This window comes from Streptomyces sp. NPDC088354, assembly GCF_044753585.1.
Lineage (GTDB): Bacteria > Actinomycetota > Actinomycetes > Streptomycetales > Streptomycetaceae > Actinacidiphila.
On record NZ_JBIVNJ010000036.1, the window covers coordinates 1 to 18,470 of the forward strand.

18 protein-coding genes and 1 pseudogene are annotated in these 18,470 nt (G+C 72.3%); 4 read left to right on the forward strand and 15 right to left on the reverse strand.

Translation table 11 applies throughout. The features are described 5' to 3' along the window. Both ACIP98_RS33855 and ACIP98_RS33860 read right to left on the reverse strand, forming a co-directional pair. A pseudogene (locus tag ACIP98_RS33855) lies at positions 1–110 on the reverse strand (transcriptional regulator); the annotation flags it as partial. A 66-nt stretch (positions 111–176) separates the two neighbouring features. Beyond that, a complete protein-coding gene (locus tag ACIP98_RS33860) occupies positions 177–797 on the reverse strand; it encodes a hypothetical protein (protein WP_401979660.1) in 621 nt (206 codons plus the stop codon). A gap of 380 nt (positions 798–1,177) precedes the next feature. On the opposite strand from ACIP98_RS33860, the gene ACIP98_RS33865 reads away from it, so the two are divergent. After that, positions 1,178–3,604 carry a SpoIIE family protein phosphatase gene (locus ACIP98_RS33865; RefSeq protein WP_401979663.1) on the forward strand — a complete coding sequence of 809 codons (2,427 nt, stop codon included), beginning with the start codon at positions 1,178–1,180 and terminating at the stop codon, positions 3,602–3,604. Between the two features lie 122 nt (positions 3,605–3,726). On the opposite strand, the gene ACIP98_RS33870 is transcribed toward ACIP98_RS33865, so the two are convergent. Further along, on the reverse strand, positions 3,727–4,908 hold the full coding sequence (locus ACIP98_RS33870) for an MFS transporter (RefSeq protein ID WP_401979665.1): 1,182 nt from the start codon (positions 4,906–4,908) through the stop codon (positions 3,727–3,729). 918 nt (positions 4,909–5,826) lie between these two features. Here ACIP98_RS33870 and ACIP98_RS33875 point away from each other — a divergent pair. Further along, positions 5,827–6,486: a hemerythrin domain-containing protein gene (locus tag ACIP98_RS33875; RefSeq protein WP_319664923.1), complete on the forward strand. Its 660-nt coding sequence runs from the start codon at positions 5,827–5,829 to the stop codon at positions 6,484–6,486. Positions 6,487–6,649: 163 nt separating this feature from the next. Here ACIP98_RS33875 and ACIP98_RS33880 read toward each other — a convergent pair whose 3' ends face one another. The 10 genes from ACIP98_RS33880 to ACIP98_RS33925 form a co-directional block, all read right to left on the reverse strand. Further along, a complete protein-coding gene (locus ACIP98_RS33880; protein ID WP_401979668.1) occupies positions 6,650–6,937 on the reverse strand; it encodes a hypothetical protein in 288 nt (95 codons plus the stop codon). A gap of 52 nt (positions 6,938–6,989) precedes the next feature. Continuing rightward, entirely contained in the window at positions 6,990–7,577 is a 588-nt protein-coding gene (locus tag ACIP98_RS33885; protein WP_401979670.1) for an FAD-binding protein, read from the reverse strand. 40 nt (positions 7,578–7,617) lie between these two features. After that, complete coding sequence (locus ACIP98_RS33890; protein WP_401979672.1) at positions 7,618–8,262, reverse strand: response regulator; 645 nt, start codon at positions 8,260–8,262, stop codon at positions 7,618–7,620. Continuing rightward, positions 8,259–9,407: a sensor histidine kinase gene (locus ACIP98_RS33895; protein WP_401979674.1), complete on the reverse strand. Its 1,149-nt coding sequence runs from the start codon at positions 9,405–9,407 to the stop codon at positions 8,259–8,261. The genes ACIP98_RS33890 and ACIP98_RS33895 overlap by 4 nt, the downstream gene beginning before the upstream one ends. A gap of 77 nt (positions 9,408–9,484) precedes the next feature. Beyond that, the gene (locus ACIP98_RS33900; RefSeq protein ID WP_319664929.1) at positions 9,485–9,706 is read right to left on the reverse strand and encodes a hypothetical protein; all 222 of its coding nucleotides are present in this window, start codon (positions 9,704–9,706) and stop codon (positions 9,485–9,487) included. 68 nt (positions 9,707–9,774) lie between these two features. Beyond that, the gene (locus ACIP98_RS33905; RefSeq protein ID WP_401979677.1) at positions 9,775–10,821 is read right to left on the reverse strand and encodes a D-alanine--D-alanine ligase family protein; all 1,047 of its coding nucleotides are present in this window, start codon (positions 10,819–10,821) and stop codon (positions 9,775–9,777) included. After that, the gene (alr, locus tag ACIP98_RS33910; protein ID WP_401979679.1) at positions 10,818–11,996 is read right to left on the reverse strand and encodes an alanine racemase; all 1,179 of its coding nucleotides are present in this window, start codon (positions 11,994–11,996) and stop codon (positions 10,818–10,820) included. The genes ACIP98_RS33905 and alr overlap by 4 nt, the downstream gene beginning before the upstream one ends. Positions 11,997–12,219: 223 nt before the next feature. Next, positions 12,220–12,789 carry a hypothetical protein gene (locus ACIP98_RS33915; RefSeq protein ID WP_401979681.1) on the reverse strand — a complete coding sequence of 190 codons (570 nt, stop codon included), beginning with the start codon at positions 12,787–12,789 and terminating at the stop codon, positions 12,220–12,222. A gap of 138 nt (positions 12,790–12,927) precedes the next feature. After that, entirely contained in the window at positions 12,928–13,389 is a 462-nt protein-coding gene (locus tag ACIP98_RS33920) for a hypothetical protein (protein ID WP_401979682.1), read from the reverse strand. Between the two features lie 119 nt (positions 13,390–13,508). Continuing rightward, complete coding sequence (locus ACIP98_RS33925) at positions 13,509–14,870, reverse strand: FAD-dependent oxidoreductase (RefSeq protein ID WP_319664935.1); 1,362 nt, start codon at positions 14,868–14,870, stop codon at positions 13,509–13,511. A gap of 638 nt (positions 14,871–15,508) precedes the next feature. On the opposite strand from ACIP98_RS33925, the gene ACIP98_RS33930 reads away from it, so the two are divergent. Beyond that, positions 15,509–15,694, forward strand: coding sequence for a hypothetical protein (locus tag ACIP98_RS33930; protein WP_401979684.1), 186 nt, complete (start codon positions 15,509–15,511; stop codon positions 15,692–15,694). A gap of 448 nt (positions 15,695–16,142) precedes the next feature. On the opposite strand, the gene ACIP98_RS33935 is transcribed toward ACIP98_RS33930, so the two are convergent. Then, positions 16,143–16,559: a cupin domain-containing protein gene (locus ACIP98_RS33935; RefSeq protein WP_319664937.1), complete on the reverse strand. Its 417-nt coding sequence runs from the start codon at positions 16,557–16,559 to the stop codon at positions 16,143–16,145. Between the two features lie 369 nt (positions 16,560–16,928). Between ACIP98_RS33935 and ACIP98_RS33940 the strand changes: the two genes are divergently transcribed. Next, positions 16,929–17,348 (forward strand): universal stress protein, encoded by a 420-nt coding sequence (locus ACIP98_RS33940; protein ID WP_319664939.1) that lies wholly within the window; start codon positions 16,929–16,931, stop codon positions 17,346–17,348. 36 nt (positions 17,349–17,384) lie between these two features. On the opposite strand, the gene ACIP98_RS33945 is transcribed toward ACIP98_RS33940, so the two are convergent. Then, complete coding sequence (locus ACIP98_RS33945) at positions 17,385–18,128, reverse strand: NmrA family NAD(P)-binding protein (RefSeq protein ID WP_319664941.1); 744 nt, start codon at positions 18,126–18,128, stop codon at positions 17,385–17,387. Between the last annotated feature and the right edge of the window lie 342 nt (positions 18,129–18,470).

Genomic DNA, 18,470 nt, shown 5'->3' on the forward strand with positions numbered 1-18,470 from the left:
CGGCGCAGGCCCGCCGCGCGCCGGTGGCCGCCCGTGGGCAGACCGGCCGCCTCCGGGGACACCTTGTCGCGCCACCGGCGCACCGCACTGCCGAACTCCACCGCCTCCATGCCCCCAGTGTCCCGCTCCGGCGCCGGGAACACGTCCGCATAACGCGAGCGGGCCGCCCCCGGGATCTAATGCGTCGCGGAATCGAGGGCGGGGTAGAACGCCTGATGGGCACGGCGCTGAAATGCGTCACCGCCGCTCAGTGCACGGATCACCTCGGCGCAATAGAGGTGATGTTCCCGCAGTGGCGTGCGGCCGTTCATGGACGTCGTGAGCAGCTCCCGGGGTGCGCGGAGACTCAGGACCCGCAGCATCCGTGAGAAGGTCTCCACGAGGTCGATCCCGCCCCCTATCTCCTCGAGGATTTCTCCGAGCGGGTTCGCGGTGCCTTCTTGCCGTGCATTGCGCAGCATCCGGCAGCACCGGTCGAGGGCGTCGAGGTCCGCCGCGCCGATGGCGACGGGATGGAGGCGGGGCAGGGGCGGATCCGCGCATTCGCCGGGATCGCCCTGGTCGTCCTGCCCGGAATGGCATTCCCAGATCAACCGGCGGAGCCGTAGGGGGAACGCCCGCAGAACAGTCCCGTAACTGGAGTACGCGGTGTCCACGACGTCGACCTGGCCCTCGGAGATCTCCCCTCGGTACCAATAGTGCAGGGAATGCAGCAGAGGCTCTTCAACGGTACGGAATGTGGAAGCGAAGACGGGGTCTTCCGGTACCAGGGTGTGTGGCGGGATCTCCGGCTCCATTCGCACAGCGGGCCCTAGAGGTCGGTGGTGGGAGTGTATCCTCGCACGGCAGTTCGGGTGCCGCATTCCGCCGGGACAAAGGGCAACGCGGTTCCCGCGGGCACGCGATGCGGTGGCGGGCTCAAGTCGGCAACGTGTGCGTACGCAAGCACGTGGTGTGTCCCACCGCATGACCCCGGACACACCGTGTGCCTCGCGTGATCCCAGTGGACCCTCCCCGTACAGGACGCCCGCGGGACGGCAGCCGGGCGGGACGGAAGCGGTCTGCTTAGGCTGAAAGGACACCTACCCGTCGGTGGTCCTCGCCGCAGGCCCATCGACGGCAGCCGACCTGCAGTGGACGCCGGCCTGCGGGCGTCACTCGCGTGACGGGACCGAGTATGGGCACTTCTTCTGCGAGCCGTCCCCCGCCCGGCGACGAGAGGATCGCCGGCTTCGTACTCGATCGGCACGGCGTCGTCTCCGCGTGGAGCGCCGCGGCCGAAGAGCTCTTCGGCTACGGCTCGTCCGAGGTCGTCGGGCGCGCGGCGGCCGAGCTGTGGCCGGAGGCCTTCGCGCACCGTTCCCGAGGGGCCGAAGGACCGGCGGATCCGGCGGTCCCCGGCCACCGCGCCGTACTCGCCCGCCGGGAGGGCCCACCCGTCGATGTCGTCCTGCACACGTCGCGACTGCAGGAGCCCGGAGACCGGTGGGAACAGGGGTGCGTGGTCATCGCCGTCCCCGTGAGCCCCTGCGCGGCCGCGGACGGGCAGGCGATCCTGGAGGCGCTGTTCACGCAGGCGCCGATCGGTATCGCGGTCTACGACCGGGACCTGCGCGTCGTGCGGGTCAACACCGCTCTGGAACGCATCCACGGCTTTCCCGAGGAACAGGCCCTCGGCCGTGCCATCACCGATCTCCTGCCGGGGGTCGACACCACGGCGATCGAGTGCAGGATCAGGAAGGTCCTGGAGACCGGGCAGCCGATCCTCAACGCCGTGCATCGCGGGCGTACCCCCGCGGATCCGGACAGGGACCATGTGTGGAACGTGTCGTCGGTGGTCCTGACCGGGCCGGACGGTGGCGTCCTCGGAGTCACCGACCTGATCATCGACATCACGGACCAGCACCAGACGCGTGAGCGTCTGTCGCTCATCGGCGAGGCCGCGGTCCGCATCGGGACGACGCTCGACGTGCGCTGCACGTCGGAGGAGCTCGTGGAGATGCTGGTGCCGCGATTCGCCGACGTCGCGGTGGTGGACCTCCTGGACAACGTCATGGCGGGGACGGAGCCGCAGTCCACGGACCCGGGACCGGTCGTGGTGCGTCTCGTCGCCCGGAAGGCCGGGAACCCGAAGATCTTCGAGGGCCTCGCGGAGCCCGGGCAGTTGCGCAGCTACCCCTACGACTCGCCGCATGTGCAGAGCCTCACCGACGGGCGGCCGCGGCTCGTGCCCCGGCTCGACCTCGATGACGCGTGGCTGCGGAATTCCGCCGACGAGCGGGTCCGGGCCATGCGCACGTACGGCATCGGTTCCCTGATCCTCGTGCCGGTGCGCGCCAGGGGCGTGACCTTGGGCTTCGTGCACCTCTACCGGAGCCACAAGAAGCCCTTCGAGGCGGACGACCTCGTTCTCGCCCAGGACGTCGTCGCACGGGCCGCGGTCTGCGTGGACAACGCCCGCCGTTACACGAACGAGCACACGGCCGCCCTCACCCTCCACGCGAGCATGCTGCCCCGCAGCGTCGCGGAGCAAAGTGCCGTCGAGGTGGCCCACCACTACCGGCCGTCCCGGGTGCACGAGGGCGTCGGCGGTGACTGGTTCGACGTGATCCCCCTGTCGGGCGCGCGGGTGGCCCTGGTCGTGGGTGCGGTGCCGGGGGAGGGGTTCGAGGCGGCCGCGTGCATGGGACATCTCTGCTCCGCGATCCGTACTCTGGCGCAACTCGACCTCACACCGGACGAGTTGCTCGGTCAGATCGACGAGATGGTGCCACGTCTCCTGGAGCGCGAACACGCCTCGGGAGCCGCCCCCGTGGTGGAGGCGCTGAAGGGTTCCACCTGCCTGTACGCCGTGTACGACCCCATCACGCGGCGCTGTGTGATGGCGAGCGCCGGTCATTCGCCGCCCGCCGTCGTCGGCGAGGCGGGGGAGGTGGACTTTCCCGATCTGCCGGTCAACAATCCCCTCGGTCTGGGGGACCCGGTGTTCGAGCCGCTGGACGTCGAGCTCAGCGAAGGCAGCACCCTGGTGTTCTGCAGTCAGGACCTCCTGCGCTGCCCCGACCGGACCGGCGCCCTCGCCTCACGGCTCGGTACGGTCATCGCCGGCCGGAGCCGTCCGCTCGACGACATGTGCGGCGTCATCGCCGATCTCATCGCACCGCACCTCACCCAGGACAACGGCCTGGCCGTGCTCCTGGCCCGGACGTGCACCCTGGACCCCGAGAAGGTGGCGACGTGGACCGTGCCCCCTGTCCCGGGGGCGGTGGGCAACATGCGCTCACTCGCGCGACGGCAACTCGACCAGTGGGGTCTGGAGCACCTGGCCTTCGAACTGGAACTCATCGTCAGCGAGCTGATCACCAACGCCATTCGGCACGGCCATGATCCGATACGGCTCCGGCTGGTGCTCGACCGGACGCTGATCTGCGAGGTCAGCGACGCGTCGAGCACTTTCCCGCACATCCGCAGGGCGGCCACCACCGACGAGGGTGGGCGCGGGCTCTTCCTGGTGGCCCAGTGCTCCCACCGCTGGGGAACCCGGTACCTGCCCGTGGGCAAGACCATCTGGGCCGAGCAGGTGCTCGATCCGGTGGCCTCCTGAGAACTGGTGTCCCGTGCGTACCGCCGTGGGGCCCCGGGGTCACGGGGCCGCACGGCGTGGCACACGGGCCGTGCCGGAGCGCCGGGGTCGCCGGGCCGGCACCGCCCGTGGTGGGAGACGGGTCACAGGCCGCGGTCACCGGCCAGTTCCGCCGCGGTCTCGGCTGCGGCCATGTTCGTGGCACTGATGGTGGACGGGGCCCGCCGCAGGTTCAGGACGGCCAGTGCGGTCAGGCCGATACCGGCGGCGATGGCCCAGACAGCGGCCCTGACGCCGTCGACGACTCCGGCGGGATCGCCTTCCGCGGGCGTTCCGTTGAACGCACCGGCGAGAGCGATGAGGAGGGCCAGGCCGACGGCGCCGCCGATCTGCCGGCCGGTCGTGGCGATGCCGCTGCCGATGCCCTGGTCCTCGGCCGGAACGCCCGTCGACGCAGCGGCGAACATCGTGACGAAGACCATCCCTTGACCCAGCGACAGCACCGCAAGCGGGACGGCGACCGCGGCGTACGGCCGGTCGGCGCCGGTCATCACGGCGAGCGCGACCGCGCCGGCGGTGCTGATCGCGAGAGCGACGAGCAGCGTCGCGCGCGTCCCGATCCTGGTGGCGGCCCTGCCGCCGGCGAAGGTGCCGGCGAGGGCCAGGGCGGAGGGCACGACGAAGGCGAAGCCGGTGGCCAGAGCGATGTACCCCTGGACCGACTGCCACAGCAGGGTGAGGAAGTAGGCCAGCGCACCGAAGGTGGCCATGAACAGGAAGGTGATCGCCGTGCCGGTCGACAGGTCCCGGTTGCGGAACAGTCCCAGCGGCACGAGGGGCGAGGCGGACGTGGCCTCGACGACCACGAACAGCGCGAACAGTGCGACCGCGAGGACCAGGGACCACAGGACGACCGGCGAGGACCAGCCCCGGTCCGGCCCATGGACGAGGCCGATCACCGGCAGGGAGGAGGACGCGGTGCCGAGCACCGCGCCGGGCAGGTCGAAGCCGCCGCGGGCGCCCCGCGCGGTTCCGGGCAGCAGGACGGCAGCCGCGACGAGACCGGCGCCGGCCATCGGCACGTTGACGCAGAACACGGCGGACCAGTCGAAGGCGTCCGTCAGGACCCCGCCGAGCATGGAGCCGAGGACCATGCCGGCACCACCGGCGCCGTCCCACACGGACAGGGCCCGGATCCGCTCCCGTCCCTCCGGCAAGAGGGTCGTCACCAGCGAGAGGGTAGCGGGGGCCAGGAACGCGCCTCCCAGACCCTGCACCGCCCGGGCGGCGACGAGGACCCAGGGGCCGCCGGCCAGCGCTCCCACCAGGCGAGTCGGTGAAGAACACGACGGCGCTGTCGAAGTCGCCGATGGTGCGGGTCGGGTAGGCGGCGGCCTCCGCGGGCCAGGCCGCCGGCAGCTCCGCGGACTTGTCGTACAGGGTCTGCCAGTCCCGGAAGATCCAGCCGGGCGTGGCGTCGGTGTAGGTGACCGACTCGGGCAGGAAGTGGGCCATCAGAACGTCCACGTCGTCCTCCGGCTTCGCCTCGAAGTAGGAGCCGAGGAACCGCACCACCTCGGGTGTGGCCCGGGAGACGTCGACGTCACGGCCCATGGTGCGGGCCGTGCGGGGAGTGCTCATCGGTTTCTTTTCCCGTTCTCGAGAGTTCAGAAGAATGCCCCCGGGTCGGCCGCGGTCTTTTCGCCGTGGCGGGCGGGGCGTCACCGGCTGAGAAGTCGGTCTATCCATCCGTCAAGTGAAGGACGAGAGGTCGTGGGTACGACATTGGGGCTACGGCTCCGGCCGTACGACCGGCGGGCCGCCGTGCATGCGACGACACCGCTGCGCACGTACCGGCCGTGCCGCCGCACCATGAAGCCCCAGGCCAGCAGGGTGACGTGGCTGCGGATCGGGGCTTCGCGACGGCTGCCGTCCCAGGTGCGTGCCGGCATGTATTTGCTTGCGTATGCACGTACCTGGTAGAGTCGGCCGTCGTTCGGAGGATTTTCCGCGCCCTGCGGGCGAAATCCCCGACGATGTCGCCGGTGCGCGGATGTTCGCTTCCGTGAATTGTCCGTGTCCGGTAGTCCGGGCGGTCTCCCGACGTGAACCGGGAGACCGGCCTGCAATTTTCCGGACGGATTTCCCTCCGTCCCTCCCGAGCCGCCGCCCCGCCGGGCGGCGGCCGCACATCGTGGTTCCCAGAGCAAGTGAGGTGTCAAGTGACGCGGGTGAACGAGCCCATGGCCGACGTACGAGACATGTTCATGGCGCACGCCATGCTGCGCCGGGAGTTCCGCCTGCTCCCGCAACTGGTACGAGAGGTGACGCCAGGTGACGTCGGGCGTGCGGACATCGTCGGCGCCCACGCGGAACACGTCTGCTTCCTGCTGCACCTGCACCACGAGGGAGAGGACGTGCTCCTGTGGCCGCGGCTGCTCGAGCGTGCCGGCGACCGGGCGACGGCGATCGTCCCCACGATGGAGGAGCAGCACGGCGCCATCGAGCGGAGCTACACCGAGGTGACCGGGCTCCTGCCGCAGTGGCGTGCCACGGCGCAGCACGGTGAGCGGCTCGCCGAAGCCGTCGAGCGACTGCTGCCCGCGCTCGTGGAGCACCTGGCGCTGGAGGAGAAGGAGATCCTTCCCCTCGCCGAGCAATACGTCACCGCGGCCGAGTGGAAGCAGCTCGGTGAGCACGGCATGGCCAGGACGCCCCAGGAGAAACTGCCGTTGTCCCTCGGTATGGCGATGTACGAGGCCGATCCCGACGTGGTCGAGGCACTGCTCGCCGAGGTCCCCGAGCCGGACCGCCTCGCTCTGACGGACGCCGCACGGCACACGTACGCGGTCCACGCCGAGCGGGTGCACGGCACGAGCACCCCGCCTCGCGTGGGCGACTGACGCCGCGGGCCCGGGGGTCACACCCGCGCGGCCGGCGGGATGGTGAAGTTGCCGTGGACATCGTTCTCCGGGTCGTACGTCGCCTTGATCCGGCGCAGCCGCTCCAGCGCGGCCGGCGGGAAGGCCTTGCTCAGCGCGGACTCCTGGGCGTGGCTCTCGAAGCTCAGGTACAGGCCGTCGAAGTCGAGTTCGTCCCAGTCGTGAACTCGGCGGCGCTGCCGCGGGGGACCACGGCCAGGGAGAAGTTCCGCGTCCGGTGGGCGTAGGCCGTGGCGTCGGCCGGTGTGTCGTTGACCGCGCCGCACACGGAACGGACCTGGAAGCAGCCCGTCTCGCCCTCGTCGAACATCCGGCTGATGACGCCGGTGGTCCGGTCGTCCAGGTGCTCGACGAGCGCGGAGCGGAAGTTCGGGCCGCCGTGCCCGTCGTGCCGGGTGTTCTGCGGGGCCATGAACGCCGCGTACGGGGTGACGGCGGCCTGCTGGTCGAGGACCGCGCCAGGTTCAGGAACGCCTCCAGTGCCTAGGTCGCGCGGCCGGTGTGTCGTCGGCCCAGAGGACGGTCGTATGGGCGATCCTCCGGCCGCCCTGGGCCGCCACGACGAGGAACGGCGTCAGCTCGCGAGGACTGCTCTCCGTGAGCCGGCCCCACGCCTGAAGGAAGGCGCCGACGTCCTGCACCTCGTGGGCGAACCGCGCGTGGATCACGTCGCCGAGTTCGGTCGCCTCGATGTCGAAGGACGTGACGATGCCCATGCCGGCGCCGGCTCCGCGCAGCGCCCAGAAGAGGTCGGGGTTGGTGTCCGCGTCGGCACGCACCAGCCGCCCGTCGGTCAGCACCACTTCGGCACCCTTGACGTGGTCGATGGTCAGTCCGTACGAACGGGGCAGGAAGCCCACGCCTCCTGCCGTCGCCAGTCCGCCGCCCCCCACGTCGCCGAAGTCACCGGAGCTGATCGCCAGTCGCTCCGGCGCGAGCTTCTGCGCGACCTCGCCCCAGCAAGCCCCGACGACCGCCCGGCCGAGGTCCTCGGCGGCACCACCACGCTGCTCTCCGGGCCGGAACGCCCGTCCCACCTGCTGGTTCCGCACGTGCCGCGCGCCCCGCGGGACTCGACATGACCCGCGTCCACTACCCGTCCACCAGGCCGGAACGCCAAGCCCACAGCGCGATCTCGACCCGGTTGCGGGCGGCGAGCTTGGTCTGGATGTTCCCCAGGTGGGTCTTGACCGTGCCGAGGGACACGAAGAGCGCGGCCGCGATCTCCGCGTTCGTCATGCCGTCGGCCACCAGCCGCACCACCTCGGTCTCGCGTGAGGACAGGTCCGACGCGGCCGGGGACACCGTCCGCGGCGGCTGGATGCCCCTCAGCAGGCGGACCGTGATCGCCGGACTCACCAGGGCCTCGCCGGAATGGGCCGCCCGCACCGCCTCGGTGAGCAGCACCGGACCCGAGTCCTTGAGGAGGAAGCCGCAGGCACCGCTGTTCAGCGCCTCGTAGACGTAGGCGTCGTCGTCGAAGGTCGTGACGACCACGACCTTGGGGGCGGCCGCGCCGGCGCGGTTCAGCTCGCGCAGCGCCTGCAGCCCGTCCATCCGCGGCATGCGGATGTCCATCAGCACGACGTCCGGGTTGAGCTGCCGGCTCAGCTCCAGGGCCTGGACGCCGTCCTTCGCCTCGCCCACCACCTCGATGTCGTCCTCGGCGCCGAGGATCAGGGAGAAGCCGGTGCGGACCATGGCCTGGTCGTCGGCGAGCAGCACGCGGATGGTCATCGCGGGCCTCCCGCCGGGATACGGGCCCGGACGGTCCAGCCCTCCGGGGTCCTCGGACCTGCGGTGAAGGAGCCGCCGAGCGCCACGGCCCGCTCGCGCAGACCGGCCAGTCCGTAGCCGCCCCCGGACGAGTGGCCGACGCGGCCGATGCCGTCGTTGGAGACCTCGACCGTCACCGCGTCGGGCCGGGCTTCGCGGCCCACGAGGATCTCCAGGGCCCGCACGCCCTCGGCGTGCCTGCGGACGTTGGTCAGGGCCTCCATCACCACCCGGTGCACGGCCGACTGGACGTCGATCGGCACGTCGTCGAAGTCCCCGTCGATCCGCAGCCGCACCTTCACGTCGTCGCCGGAGGTGAAGTGATCGGCGAGCGAGGCGATGTCGGTGATCGTGCCCATCGGTGTCATGCGGACCTGCGAGCCGGGTTCGTGCAGCAGGGCGACCATGCGGCGGATGGCGGTCATCGCCTCGTCCCCGGCCGCCTCGATGCGCTCCAGGGCGGGGAGCACCGCCTGCGGCTGCTTGGCCGCCACGCTCTGGGCGGCCTGGGCGAGCACCACGATGCCGGTGACGTGGTGGGCCACGTAGTCGTGCAGGTCGGACGCGATGCTGGTGCGCTGCGCCAACTGCTCGGCGATCGCCTGGCGGCGGCGGCCGGTCTGGAGCATGCGGGCCCACATGCCCGTGGCGCAGGCGATGACACCGGCCAGCGCCAGGGCGAGGGACACGACCGGCGTGATCCTCGCGGTGGACAGCTGGAGGGGCTGCAGGACCATGCCCGCCAGCAGCAGCGGGACCGCGAGCGCGGCGCGGACGGCCTCCGCGCGCCAGGCGGCCAGACCGATGACCAGGAGGGTGACGGCGGCGACGGTCAGCCCGAACGGCAGGGCCTCGTGGACCGTGACGGAGGGGCTCATCGTCGCCAGCAGCACCACCGAACCCAGGGCCAGTGCCCAGGCGCCCAGCGCCCGGCCGGTCAGCCGCCAGGTGACGGTGGCGGCGATGACCGCCAGCAGGATGACGGACGGACGGGCCAGTCCCAGCTGCAGGTCCACGATGCCCAGGCCCAGGAGGACCCCAAGGCCCGCCAGCCCTACCACGCCGCGCACCAGCCGCTCCAAGAAGCGGTTCGCGCTGTTCTCCACGCCTTCGTCTTCCCCACTGTCGTTCGCCGCTCCGGCTTGCCGGACGAGCGTTCGGCCCTCCACGGTTCCCTCCAGTGTCACCGAAGCGCCTCGGATGCCCCTGAGACGCCGCTCACTCCGGAGACCGCCCGGTGGCGCCCGGCCGGGACCGCCGAGGCCTCCGGGTGGCAGTCCTCGGGCCGGGCGGAGCCCGGGTCCGCGGTCACGAGGTCCGAGCCCGCGCCGAGGAGGGCGACTTCGAGGGCGGTCAGCGTGTAGACCCGGGCCGAGTGCAGCAGCCGGGGCAGGGAAAAGGACACGGGAAGCCTCCTGTGGTGAGGGACGGGTTCCCGGTCGCGGCCGGGAAGGACGGCATCGAGCGGGGCGGTCATGCGTGGCTCCGCCCGGCCGTGGCGCCGTGGGGGCGGACACGGGTGCCGGAGTCAGGGCGCAGGGCGCCGCGCACGAGTTCGTCCAGCAGCGCGGGATAGCTCAGCCCCTGCTGCGCGAACATCTTCGGGACCTGCGACTGCGCGGTCATGCCCGGCATGGTGTTGACCTCGTTCAGCACGGGCCCGCTCGCGGTGAGGAAGAAGTCGCACCGGGCGACCCCGCGGCACCCCAGTGCGGCGAACACGGCCAGCGACGCCTCGACCAGTTGGTCGTGCTCGTCGGCGGACAGCGGGGCGGGTATCAGGAACCGGGCCCCTCCGTCGTACTTCTGCTCGGTGTCGAAGAGGCGTCCGTCGTCCAGCACGATCTCCAGCGGCGGCCCCACCGTCAGGCTGCCGTCCGCCCGCCGCAGCACGGCGAGATCCACCTCGCGCCCGACGACCAGCTCCTCGACCAGGACCCGGTCGTCGAGCCGCAGGGCCTCGGCGAGTGCCGGGGCCAGGTCCGCGGGCCGCAGGACGAGGGAGACGCCGTGGCTGGATCCGGCGGCGACGGGCTTCACCACGACCGGGCCGTCGAAGAGCACCTGGTCCGCGTCGTCAGCGGTGACCAGGCACCCCGGGGCCACGGCGACGCCGACCGCCTCGGCCACCAGCTTGGTCGCCCACTTGTCCATGGCCAGCGCGCCGCCCCGGACCCCCGCACCGACGTACGGCACGTCCGCCAGGTCCAGCAGCGCGGCCAGCGTGCCGTCCTCACCGTAGGGGCCGTGGACGGCGGGGAACACGACGTCGCAGCCTGCCAGCAGCACCAGTGCGGCGGCCACGCTCTCCGCGGCGCTGCCCGCCAGCGGCCGCCCGTCGGCGTCCTGCCACCGTCCGTCCCGGCCGATGGTGAGGGCCAGGACGTCGTACGCGGCGGGGTCGAGGGCGGAACGCACCGAGGCGGCCGACGCCAGGGAGACCTCGTGCTCGCAGTTGCGGCCGCCGCCGATCACCGCGACGCGGACTCGGCCGGACTGCGAGGGCGCGGTGCGGTTCATGCGGCCACCGCCTGACGGCGCACGGTCCGGCGCAGGCGCGCGCCCAGACCGGTCACGATCTCGTGCTCCAGGGTGCCGGACCACCCGGCCCATTCCCCTACCGTGGGCTCGCCGCGGTCTCCCGGACCGAAGACGGTGGCGATCTCGCCGGGTACGGCCGGCCGGTCGCCGGTGTCGACGATGACCTGGTCCATCGAGATCCGGCCGGCGACGCGGCACCGGCGTCCCCCGAGCAGGACCTCCGCCCGGCCGGACGCGGTGCGGGGGAGGCCGTCCGCGTACCCGACCGGCAGCAGGGCCAGATGCGTGCGCCGTTCCGCGCTCCAGGCGTGTCCGTAACCCGCCCGGGCGCCCGCCGGCACCGCGCGGACCGACACCACGGGCGCGGTCAGCGTGAGGGCGGGGCGCAGCCGGGTGGTCCCGGTCGGGTCGATGCCGAAGAGCCCGGCGCCGACCCGGGCGAGGTCGAAACGGGTCCGGGGATCGGTGAGGGTCGCCGACGTCGCGGCCAGGTGCCGCCACCGGGGACGCAGCCCGGCCTCCGCCGCGGTGGTCACCGCGGCCCGGAACAGGGCGAGGGCGCGGTCGGTGCACGGGTCGCCGGGGGTGTCCGCGCAGCCGAGGTGGCTCATCACGCCCACCACCTCGACCAGACCGTCCGCTTCCGCCACCCGCGCCCGCCGGCACAACTCCGGCCAGGCCCCGGGCTCGGCGCCGTCGCGGCCCATCCCGGTGTCCACCTGCAGATGCAGCCGCGCCGGGCGGCGGGTCCGGGAGGCGGCGCGCACCACGGCGGCCAGGTGCGCGGATCCGGGAACGGCCAGCGAGACGCCGGCCCGCAGTGCCTCGTCGAACGCGGCGTCCACCGGATTGAGCCAGCTCAGGACCGGTACCCGGAAGCCGGCACCGCGCAGGAGCAGCGCCTCCTCCACCGACGCGACGCCCAGCGACGTCGCGCCCGCGCCGAGCGAGGCCGCAGCCGCCTCGGCGGCGCCGTGCCCGAACCCGTCGGCCTTGACCACCGCCATCAGGCGGGTGGCCCGCGCGGCGAGGTACCGGGTGTTGGCGGCGATCGCCGCCGGGTCGAGCGTCAGCTCCGCACCGTCCGCGCGGCCGGGCCGCCGGGACGGCTCGACGACGCGGAGGCCGGAAGCGATCGTTGGTGCGCAGTGCATGCGGCGCCTTTCCTGGGGTCTCACGGCCGGGCCCGTGCCCAGGGGGTCACGAGGGCCGCCGGCCGTCCGGAGTGCCGAGTCCACGAGAGGGAGCTCATGACCAGGAGGCTATGAAGCCGGTGCGCGTGCCGGCTTCGGGCAGAAGTCGGACCTGTCCGGGGGCGCTACGACTTTCGGCCGAGTGCGGACGTGGTCCTTCGGTGAGCGCGGCGGAGGCCGCCGGTCACGCCGGCACGACACGTACCGCGCCGGCGCCGGCCATCGCTTCCGCTTCCCGGGCGTCGCGGGCACTGCGGTGGACGACGACATTCCCCGGAGCACGCGAGAGCCGCGCGACGAGGGCGGCGACGCCGTCCTCCCAGTCCACCGGCCCGTCGGCGGGGCGGACGACGATCAGCTCCAGCACGTCCGCGGGATGTGTCGCCGTTCCTTGGACGACGGCGCCGCTCAGCGAGGGGTACTCCGGTGCCGGGTGGAGGTGGGCCGGCATCCGTTCGCGGACCGTGTCCGCCACCCGGCGGTGCAGGTGGGTCAGCTGGTGCAGCGCGTCCCAGGCGATGTGGCCGGGGACGAGGCGTGGGGCTTCTCCGCTGCGCCGGGGGGCGACGAGGCCGAGCAGACCGAGGCGGAAGAGCGCCGTTTCCCGCTGGGCCGGCGTCACCGCGGCGGTGTCGGACAACTCGTCGAGCGGCAGCGGCCGGACGGCGTCGAGGGAGTGATGGCCGACGAGGGCGGTGAGGAGCCGTCCCGAGGTTCCGGGGAACAGGGCGGACAGCGGGGACCGGAAGTTCATGGGCGTCCCTCCGTGGGAGGCAGGGGTCCCGCCGGCTTCGCGGGCAGGTGGCATCGACGACGAAGCCGGCGGGAGTCCGATGTCCGGACGGCCGTTACGGCCGGCGGCGGAGCGTTCCGGAGGGCCGGTCGTCCACCTTCACCGGCAGCGCGGTGACGGATTCCCGGAGCGTTTCGACGACGTCGAGGCCTCCTGCTCTTCCCCACAGCGCCAGGCCAGGGCGGCGACGAGTACGCCCGTCATGTGCACGGCCTCAGGGACGTCCCGGAGGCCGTGCCCGGAAGAGGCGCGCAGCGCCGATGTGTCTCCGAGGGCCCACGCGCGCGCGGCCTCGCCGACGGCGAGCTCGTGGGGGAGCGGGGCCGCGGCGGCGACCTCGTCGGCGTACCGGACCAATTGACCGAGCTTTCCCTGCTGTCCGGTCAATTCCATGCCGAGAGTGGAGTGCAGCAGACCGTTCAGGAGGGCATGGACCTCTGTCCAGCCGTCCGCGTCGAGATCGGTCAGCGCCTCCCGTACCGCGATGCCGTCGTGGCGCCCGTAGCCCCGGACGACCTCGATCGCGCGCTCATGGGACGCCTTCCCGGAATTCTCGCTCATCTGGCTGACGCTATTGCTCCCCGGAGCGGCGGCAATCGGTCTCCCGGTGCATTGCGCATCGGAAAAAGGCACCAGGCCTACAGGACCCGGGACTCCCGCCGCTCCTCCAGGAAACGGATTCAGGCCCCGGAGGCGTCCAGCATGGCCTCACGGTCGACGACCTTGATGCGCTCACGACCTTCCGGCACGCCCAGAGCCCGCTCGTGGGCGTCCAGCCGGTACCAGCCCTCGCGCGTCGTGTAGCGAACGCCGCGCCGTTCGAGGAACTCGACGACGGCACCGGGGTCCGGCGCGGCCGGAGCGGGCAGCCGGCCGGCCGCGTGGTCCTCCAGGAGACAGGCGACGGTCTCGTTGGCGTCGCCCTTGGTGTGCCCGATCAGGCCCACCGGTCCGCGCTTGATCCATCCCGTCACGTAGACCGAGGTCATGGGCTCGTCGCCGTCGAGCACGCGGCCGGCCGCGTGCGGGACCGTCCCCGAGACCACGTCGAACGGCAGCTTCGGCAGCTCGTCCGAGTAATAGCCCACCGCGCGGTACACGCTCTGCACGTCCCAGTCCGTGAAGCGCCCGGTGCCGCGGACGTTGCCGGTGCCGTCGAGTTCGGTCCGTTCCGTCCGGAGCCCGACGACCCGGCCCTGGTCGTCCAGCACCTCCACCGGGGACTCGAAGAAGTGCAGGAACAGCTTGTGCGGCCGGTCGCCGACGTCGCGGATGGCCCAGTTCTCCAGGGTCTTGGCGACCATGTCCGTCTGCTTGCTCGCGCGTCGGGCGGCGATCGAGCCGTCGTCGTAGTCGATGTCCTCCGGGGCGACGACCACCTCGATGTTCGGGGAGTGGTCCAGCTCCCGCAGCTCCATGGGCGTGAACTTGGCCTGTGCCGGGCCGCGGCGGCCGAACACGTGGATCTCCCGTGCCCTGTTGCCCTTGAGGCCGTCGTACACGTTCGGCGGGATCTCGGTCGGCAGCAGCTCGTCCGCCGTCTTGGCCAGGATGCGGGCCACGTCCAGGGCGACGTTGCCGACACCGAGCACGGCCACCTTCTCCGCCGTCAGCGGCCAACTGCGCGGCCCGTCGGGGTGCCCGTCGTACCAGGAGACGAAGTCCGCGGCGCCGTAGGAGGCGTCGAGGTCGATCCCGGGAATGTCCAGCGCCCGGTCGGACAGCGCCCCGGTCGAGAAGACCACCGCGTCGTAGAACGCGCGCAGATCGTCCAGCTCGATGTCACCGGGATAGTCGACGTTGCCGAACAGACGCACCTGCGGCTTGTCGAGAACCTGGTGCAGAGCCTCGACAATGCCCTTGATCCGGGGGTGGTCCGGTGCCACGCCGTAGCGTATGAGACCGAAAGGCGCGGGCATGCGCTCGAACAGGTCGACGGACACACCCGGTTCCTGCGCGGATTCGGATTTGAGCAGCGCGTCCGCCGCGTAAATTCCAGCAGGGCCTGCCCCGACAATGGCTATGCGAATCGGACGCGACATGGAATACGTACCTCCCGAATTGCGGTACCGCGCAACGAGCAGATAGTTTCCTTTCCGCGGCGACCCCGACTCTATCCGATGGCCCCCTGCCCCTTGGAACCGGCTCTTGGTCCTACGACTTTGTGCCCGGCCGAATGGCACTTCCGGCGGGTACGGGACCGTACTCAGGCGGTGCGGGGACAGGCGCCCGCCCCCGTCCGGCCGGCGACGGTGGCGTTCCCGTGCTTCCCCGCCCCGGTGTCGCACCAGCCCCGGGGCGGGGCGGCGCTCGGCGCGGCGGTACCGGCCGAGGGGCGCGCGCGGGCACGCGCCGGCCGGGGCCGCGGATACCGGGCGAGGGCTTTCCGTAGGGAATCGCGCACGTCGAGGCAGTGCCAAGAGAAAGCCGGCGGGACGGATACGGCACACGATTGACACTTCCGGTTCCGGGCGGCTTCCTCGCCGCAGGCGATGATCCGCCTCGTGATCGGAATTCGACGAAACGGAATTCGCTGGTCGGCCGCGGAGGGGCGCGAGGGTGCGCACGACTCCCATGCATTCGGAGAGGGCACAGTCCGGCGACGGCGCGCCCGGCATGGGCGCCGTCCAGGCGTACTTCGACCTGCCGTCGACCGAGACCACCCCGAACCGGCAGGTGCGTGGTAGGCGTTCACCGCGGGCTCGGTGCGCGTCATCGCGCCGCGCAACGACGCTTCGTCCACCGGCGCGCGAGCGACTACTGCATCGCCGGCTCCTCAGGCGCCCGGCTCGCCTTCCTGGAGCGGGAGCCGAAGGCCGCCCGCGCCTCGTGCGACATCGACTGGATCGCCGTCGCCATGCATTAGGTCATGACCAGCTGCACCGACGACAGCGGCGCGGACACGGCCCTGCGCCGGCACTACGGGTCGCACCTCGACCGCTACGGCGTCGGCCTGGTGGTGTGCGGCCACGAGCACGACGACGAGCGGTCGCTCGCCGTGCGCGGCGTCGTCGCGGGCGGCGGACCCTCACTCCGAACCCGGTCCCGCACCCCACGGACGTCGTCGGCACCTCCTTCGCCGCCGTGCGCATGGTGCTCGGCGGCGGTGTGTCCGGCACGAACAACCAGTCGTTCTTCAAGGACGGCACCGCCAAGGTGGTCACCGGCTTCGACAGCACCGGCGGCTCCCCCTACGCCAAGGAGCAAGCGGCCCGGTGCGGCACCCGCGACGAGGACCACCCCCCACGGCCGACGTCACCACCCAGGCGGCGGGGCGGGGCGTCGGCGCGCCCCGCCCCCTCCGTTCGACCGGGTCAGTGGCCCGGCGGCGTGTGGCGCAGGTGCCGCCGTTCGGCCAGCTCCTCCGCGCTCACCACGGTCAGAACCGGGGACCCCGGCGCCGCGAACATGGTCACCACCAGCTGCGACTGGGCGTCCTGGAGGTTGTTGGCACCCAGGTAGTGGATCACGTCGCCGCCGGGCTCGAACAGGGCGTCACCGGCCTTCAGCACCCGGGGCGGCTCGCCCTCCAGCTCGAAGAGGATCTCGCCCTGTGTCACGTAGCCGAACAGCGGCCCGGGGTGCCGGTGCGGCGGCGCGCCGGGGTCGCCGGGCGACAGCGTGACGCGGATGGTCCTGGCCTCGGCGCCGTCCGGGACGCGGGGCGCCGCCTCCGGCAGGGTCGCGATCACCTCGACACCTGGGGGCAGGTGCGTGTGCTCAGCACTCATGAATTCCTCCAAACAGGGACTGTCCGCAGTGACGACCGGGCGGTCCCCCCGTTTGTGACAGCCGGAACGCGGCGAACCCGCCCCGGACGGGGCGGGGTTCCGGCGTCCGGACGCACGCGCACACGCCGGGCGGATGTGTCACAGGCGACACCGGCGGTTGTCACACCCCACCGGATTCCCTGGTCAGCTGTGAGGACCGCGATGCGACCCCGGCCAACGCGTCGCGCCGCGCCGCCCGCGCCGCTCCCACTCGAAAGGCATCTCATGGCAGGCCATGGCTCTCCCGAACCCGGCGGTGACAGTGCCCTCCCGTGGCCGCCGCGTTCCTCCCGGGACCCGGCCCTCGGTTTCGACGGCGATCAACCGGCCGTGGACAGGTACGGTGTGCTCGTCGGCTACAGCGGTTCCGCGCGCAGCAAAAGGGCGCTGTCGTACGCGGCCGGGATGGCGCGCCGTTCCGGCACGGCGCTCATCGTCGTCCACGTCGCACGACAGAGCGCGGTCGCCGCGTTCTTCGGCTTCGAGCCGCCGGCTGCCGGGCGGAATCCGTACGACGGTATGCGGACCCTGGCAGAGCAACTCGCCTGCGAGGAGCATCTGTCGGGGCTGTCGTGGACCCTCGTCCGGCGCAGCGGCGTCGTTGCCGACGAGCTGGAGAAGGCCGGCCGCACATACCGGGCGAACGCCATCATCGTGGGCCGGTCGCGTGGTGCCGGTGGCACGCTCTTCCGCTCGATCTCCCGCACACTGATGCGCCGGGCTCACCGGCCGGTCATCGTCGTCCCCTGACCGGCGCCCGCGCAGGCGCGGTCGGTGCCGCGGGCGTCAGCGCTGGGCGAGCCACTCGTCGAACGTCGTGCGGCTCGTCCGGGCGTGCGCCCCGGCAAGCAGTGACCGTTGCTGCAGGGCGGCGCCGAAGAACCAGGCGTGGGCGTCGGTGACGACGTCCCGCGTGTCGCACCGGGCCGCCAGCAGCTTCACGGCGAGTTCGTCGAGCCGGAACTCCTCCGGACCCGCGATCGCGACGGTGTCGCACAGCGGCACTCCCATGGCGACGTGCGCGACGGTGGTGGCGACCTCGTCCGAGGACACCGGCCGCATCAGGGCGGGCGCGACGCGCACGCCGCCGTCCCCTGGTGTGTCCGCGAGGACGGTGGCCTCGACGCACTCGAAGGACGGCGCGGCACGCACGATCGAGTGGGGGATCGGAGACCGCCGCACCTGCTCCTCCAGCAGCAGCTTCGCGCGGAACCAGCCGGACAGCAGCCGTTCGGTCCCCACGACGGACAGGATCACATGATGTGCGACGCCCGCCTTCTCCGCGGCGGCCAGCAGCCCGGTCGTGGCGGAGCGGAAGCAGCGCAGGCCGGCCTGCCCGGCGCGCGTGGTGGTGCACGTGACGTCCACCACGACATCCGCGCCGCACAGGGCCTGCTCCGGCCCGCGGTCCGTGACGGCGTCGGCGCCCTCACGGCGGGGGAGGGGGACGACGTCGGCACCCCGGTCCCGCAGCCTGGCGACGACCTTGGCTCCGACCGGACCGGTGGCCCCTGCGACAACGACTCTCATGCGGGCCCGCTTCCTTCCGGGGGCTCGGCGACCCCGCTGGTCCTCTGGTGGCGGTCAAGCCGGCCGCACCATCACCGTGACCGGGCCCGGACCGTCGTTGTGACACCTCGCGTGCCCGCGGGGGTGCGCTGGACCCGGGGGACCGTTCGGCCAGGACTTCGTACCGGCGGACTTCGTACCGGCCGAACCGGTAGGACTCCCTGCCGGCACGCAGGGTTCACTTCGCCCAGGCGCGCCGTGGCCACGGCCCGGGCGGACCACTCGGCTGTGCCGCCTTCGTCCCGCTGCGGGAGCCGTCCCCGAATCGGGGGCCACGGTGCGCGCCGTGCACCGTCCCGCCGC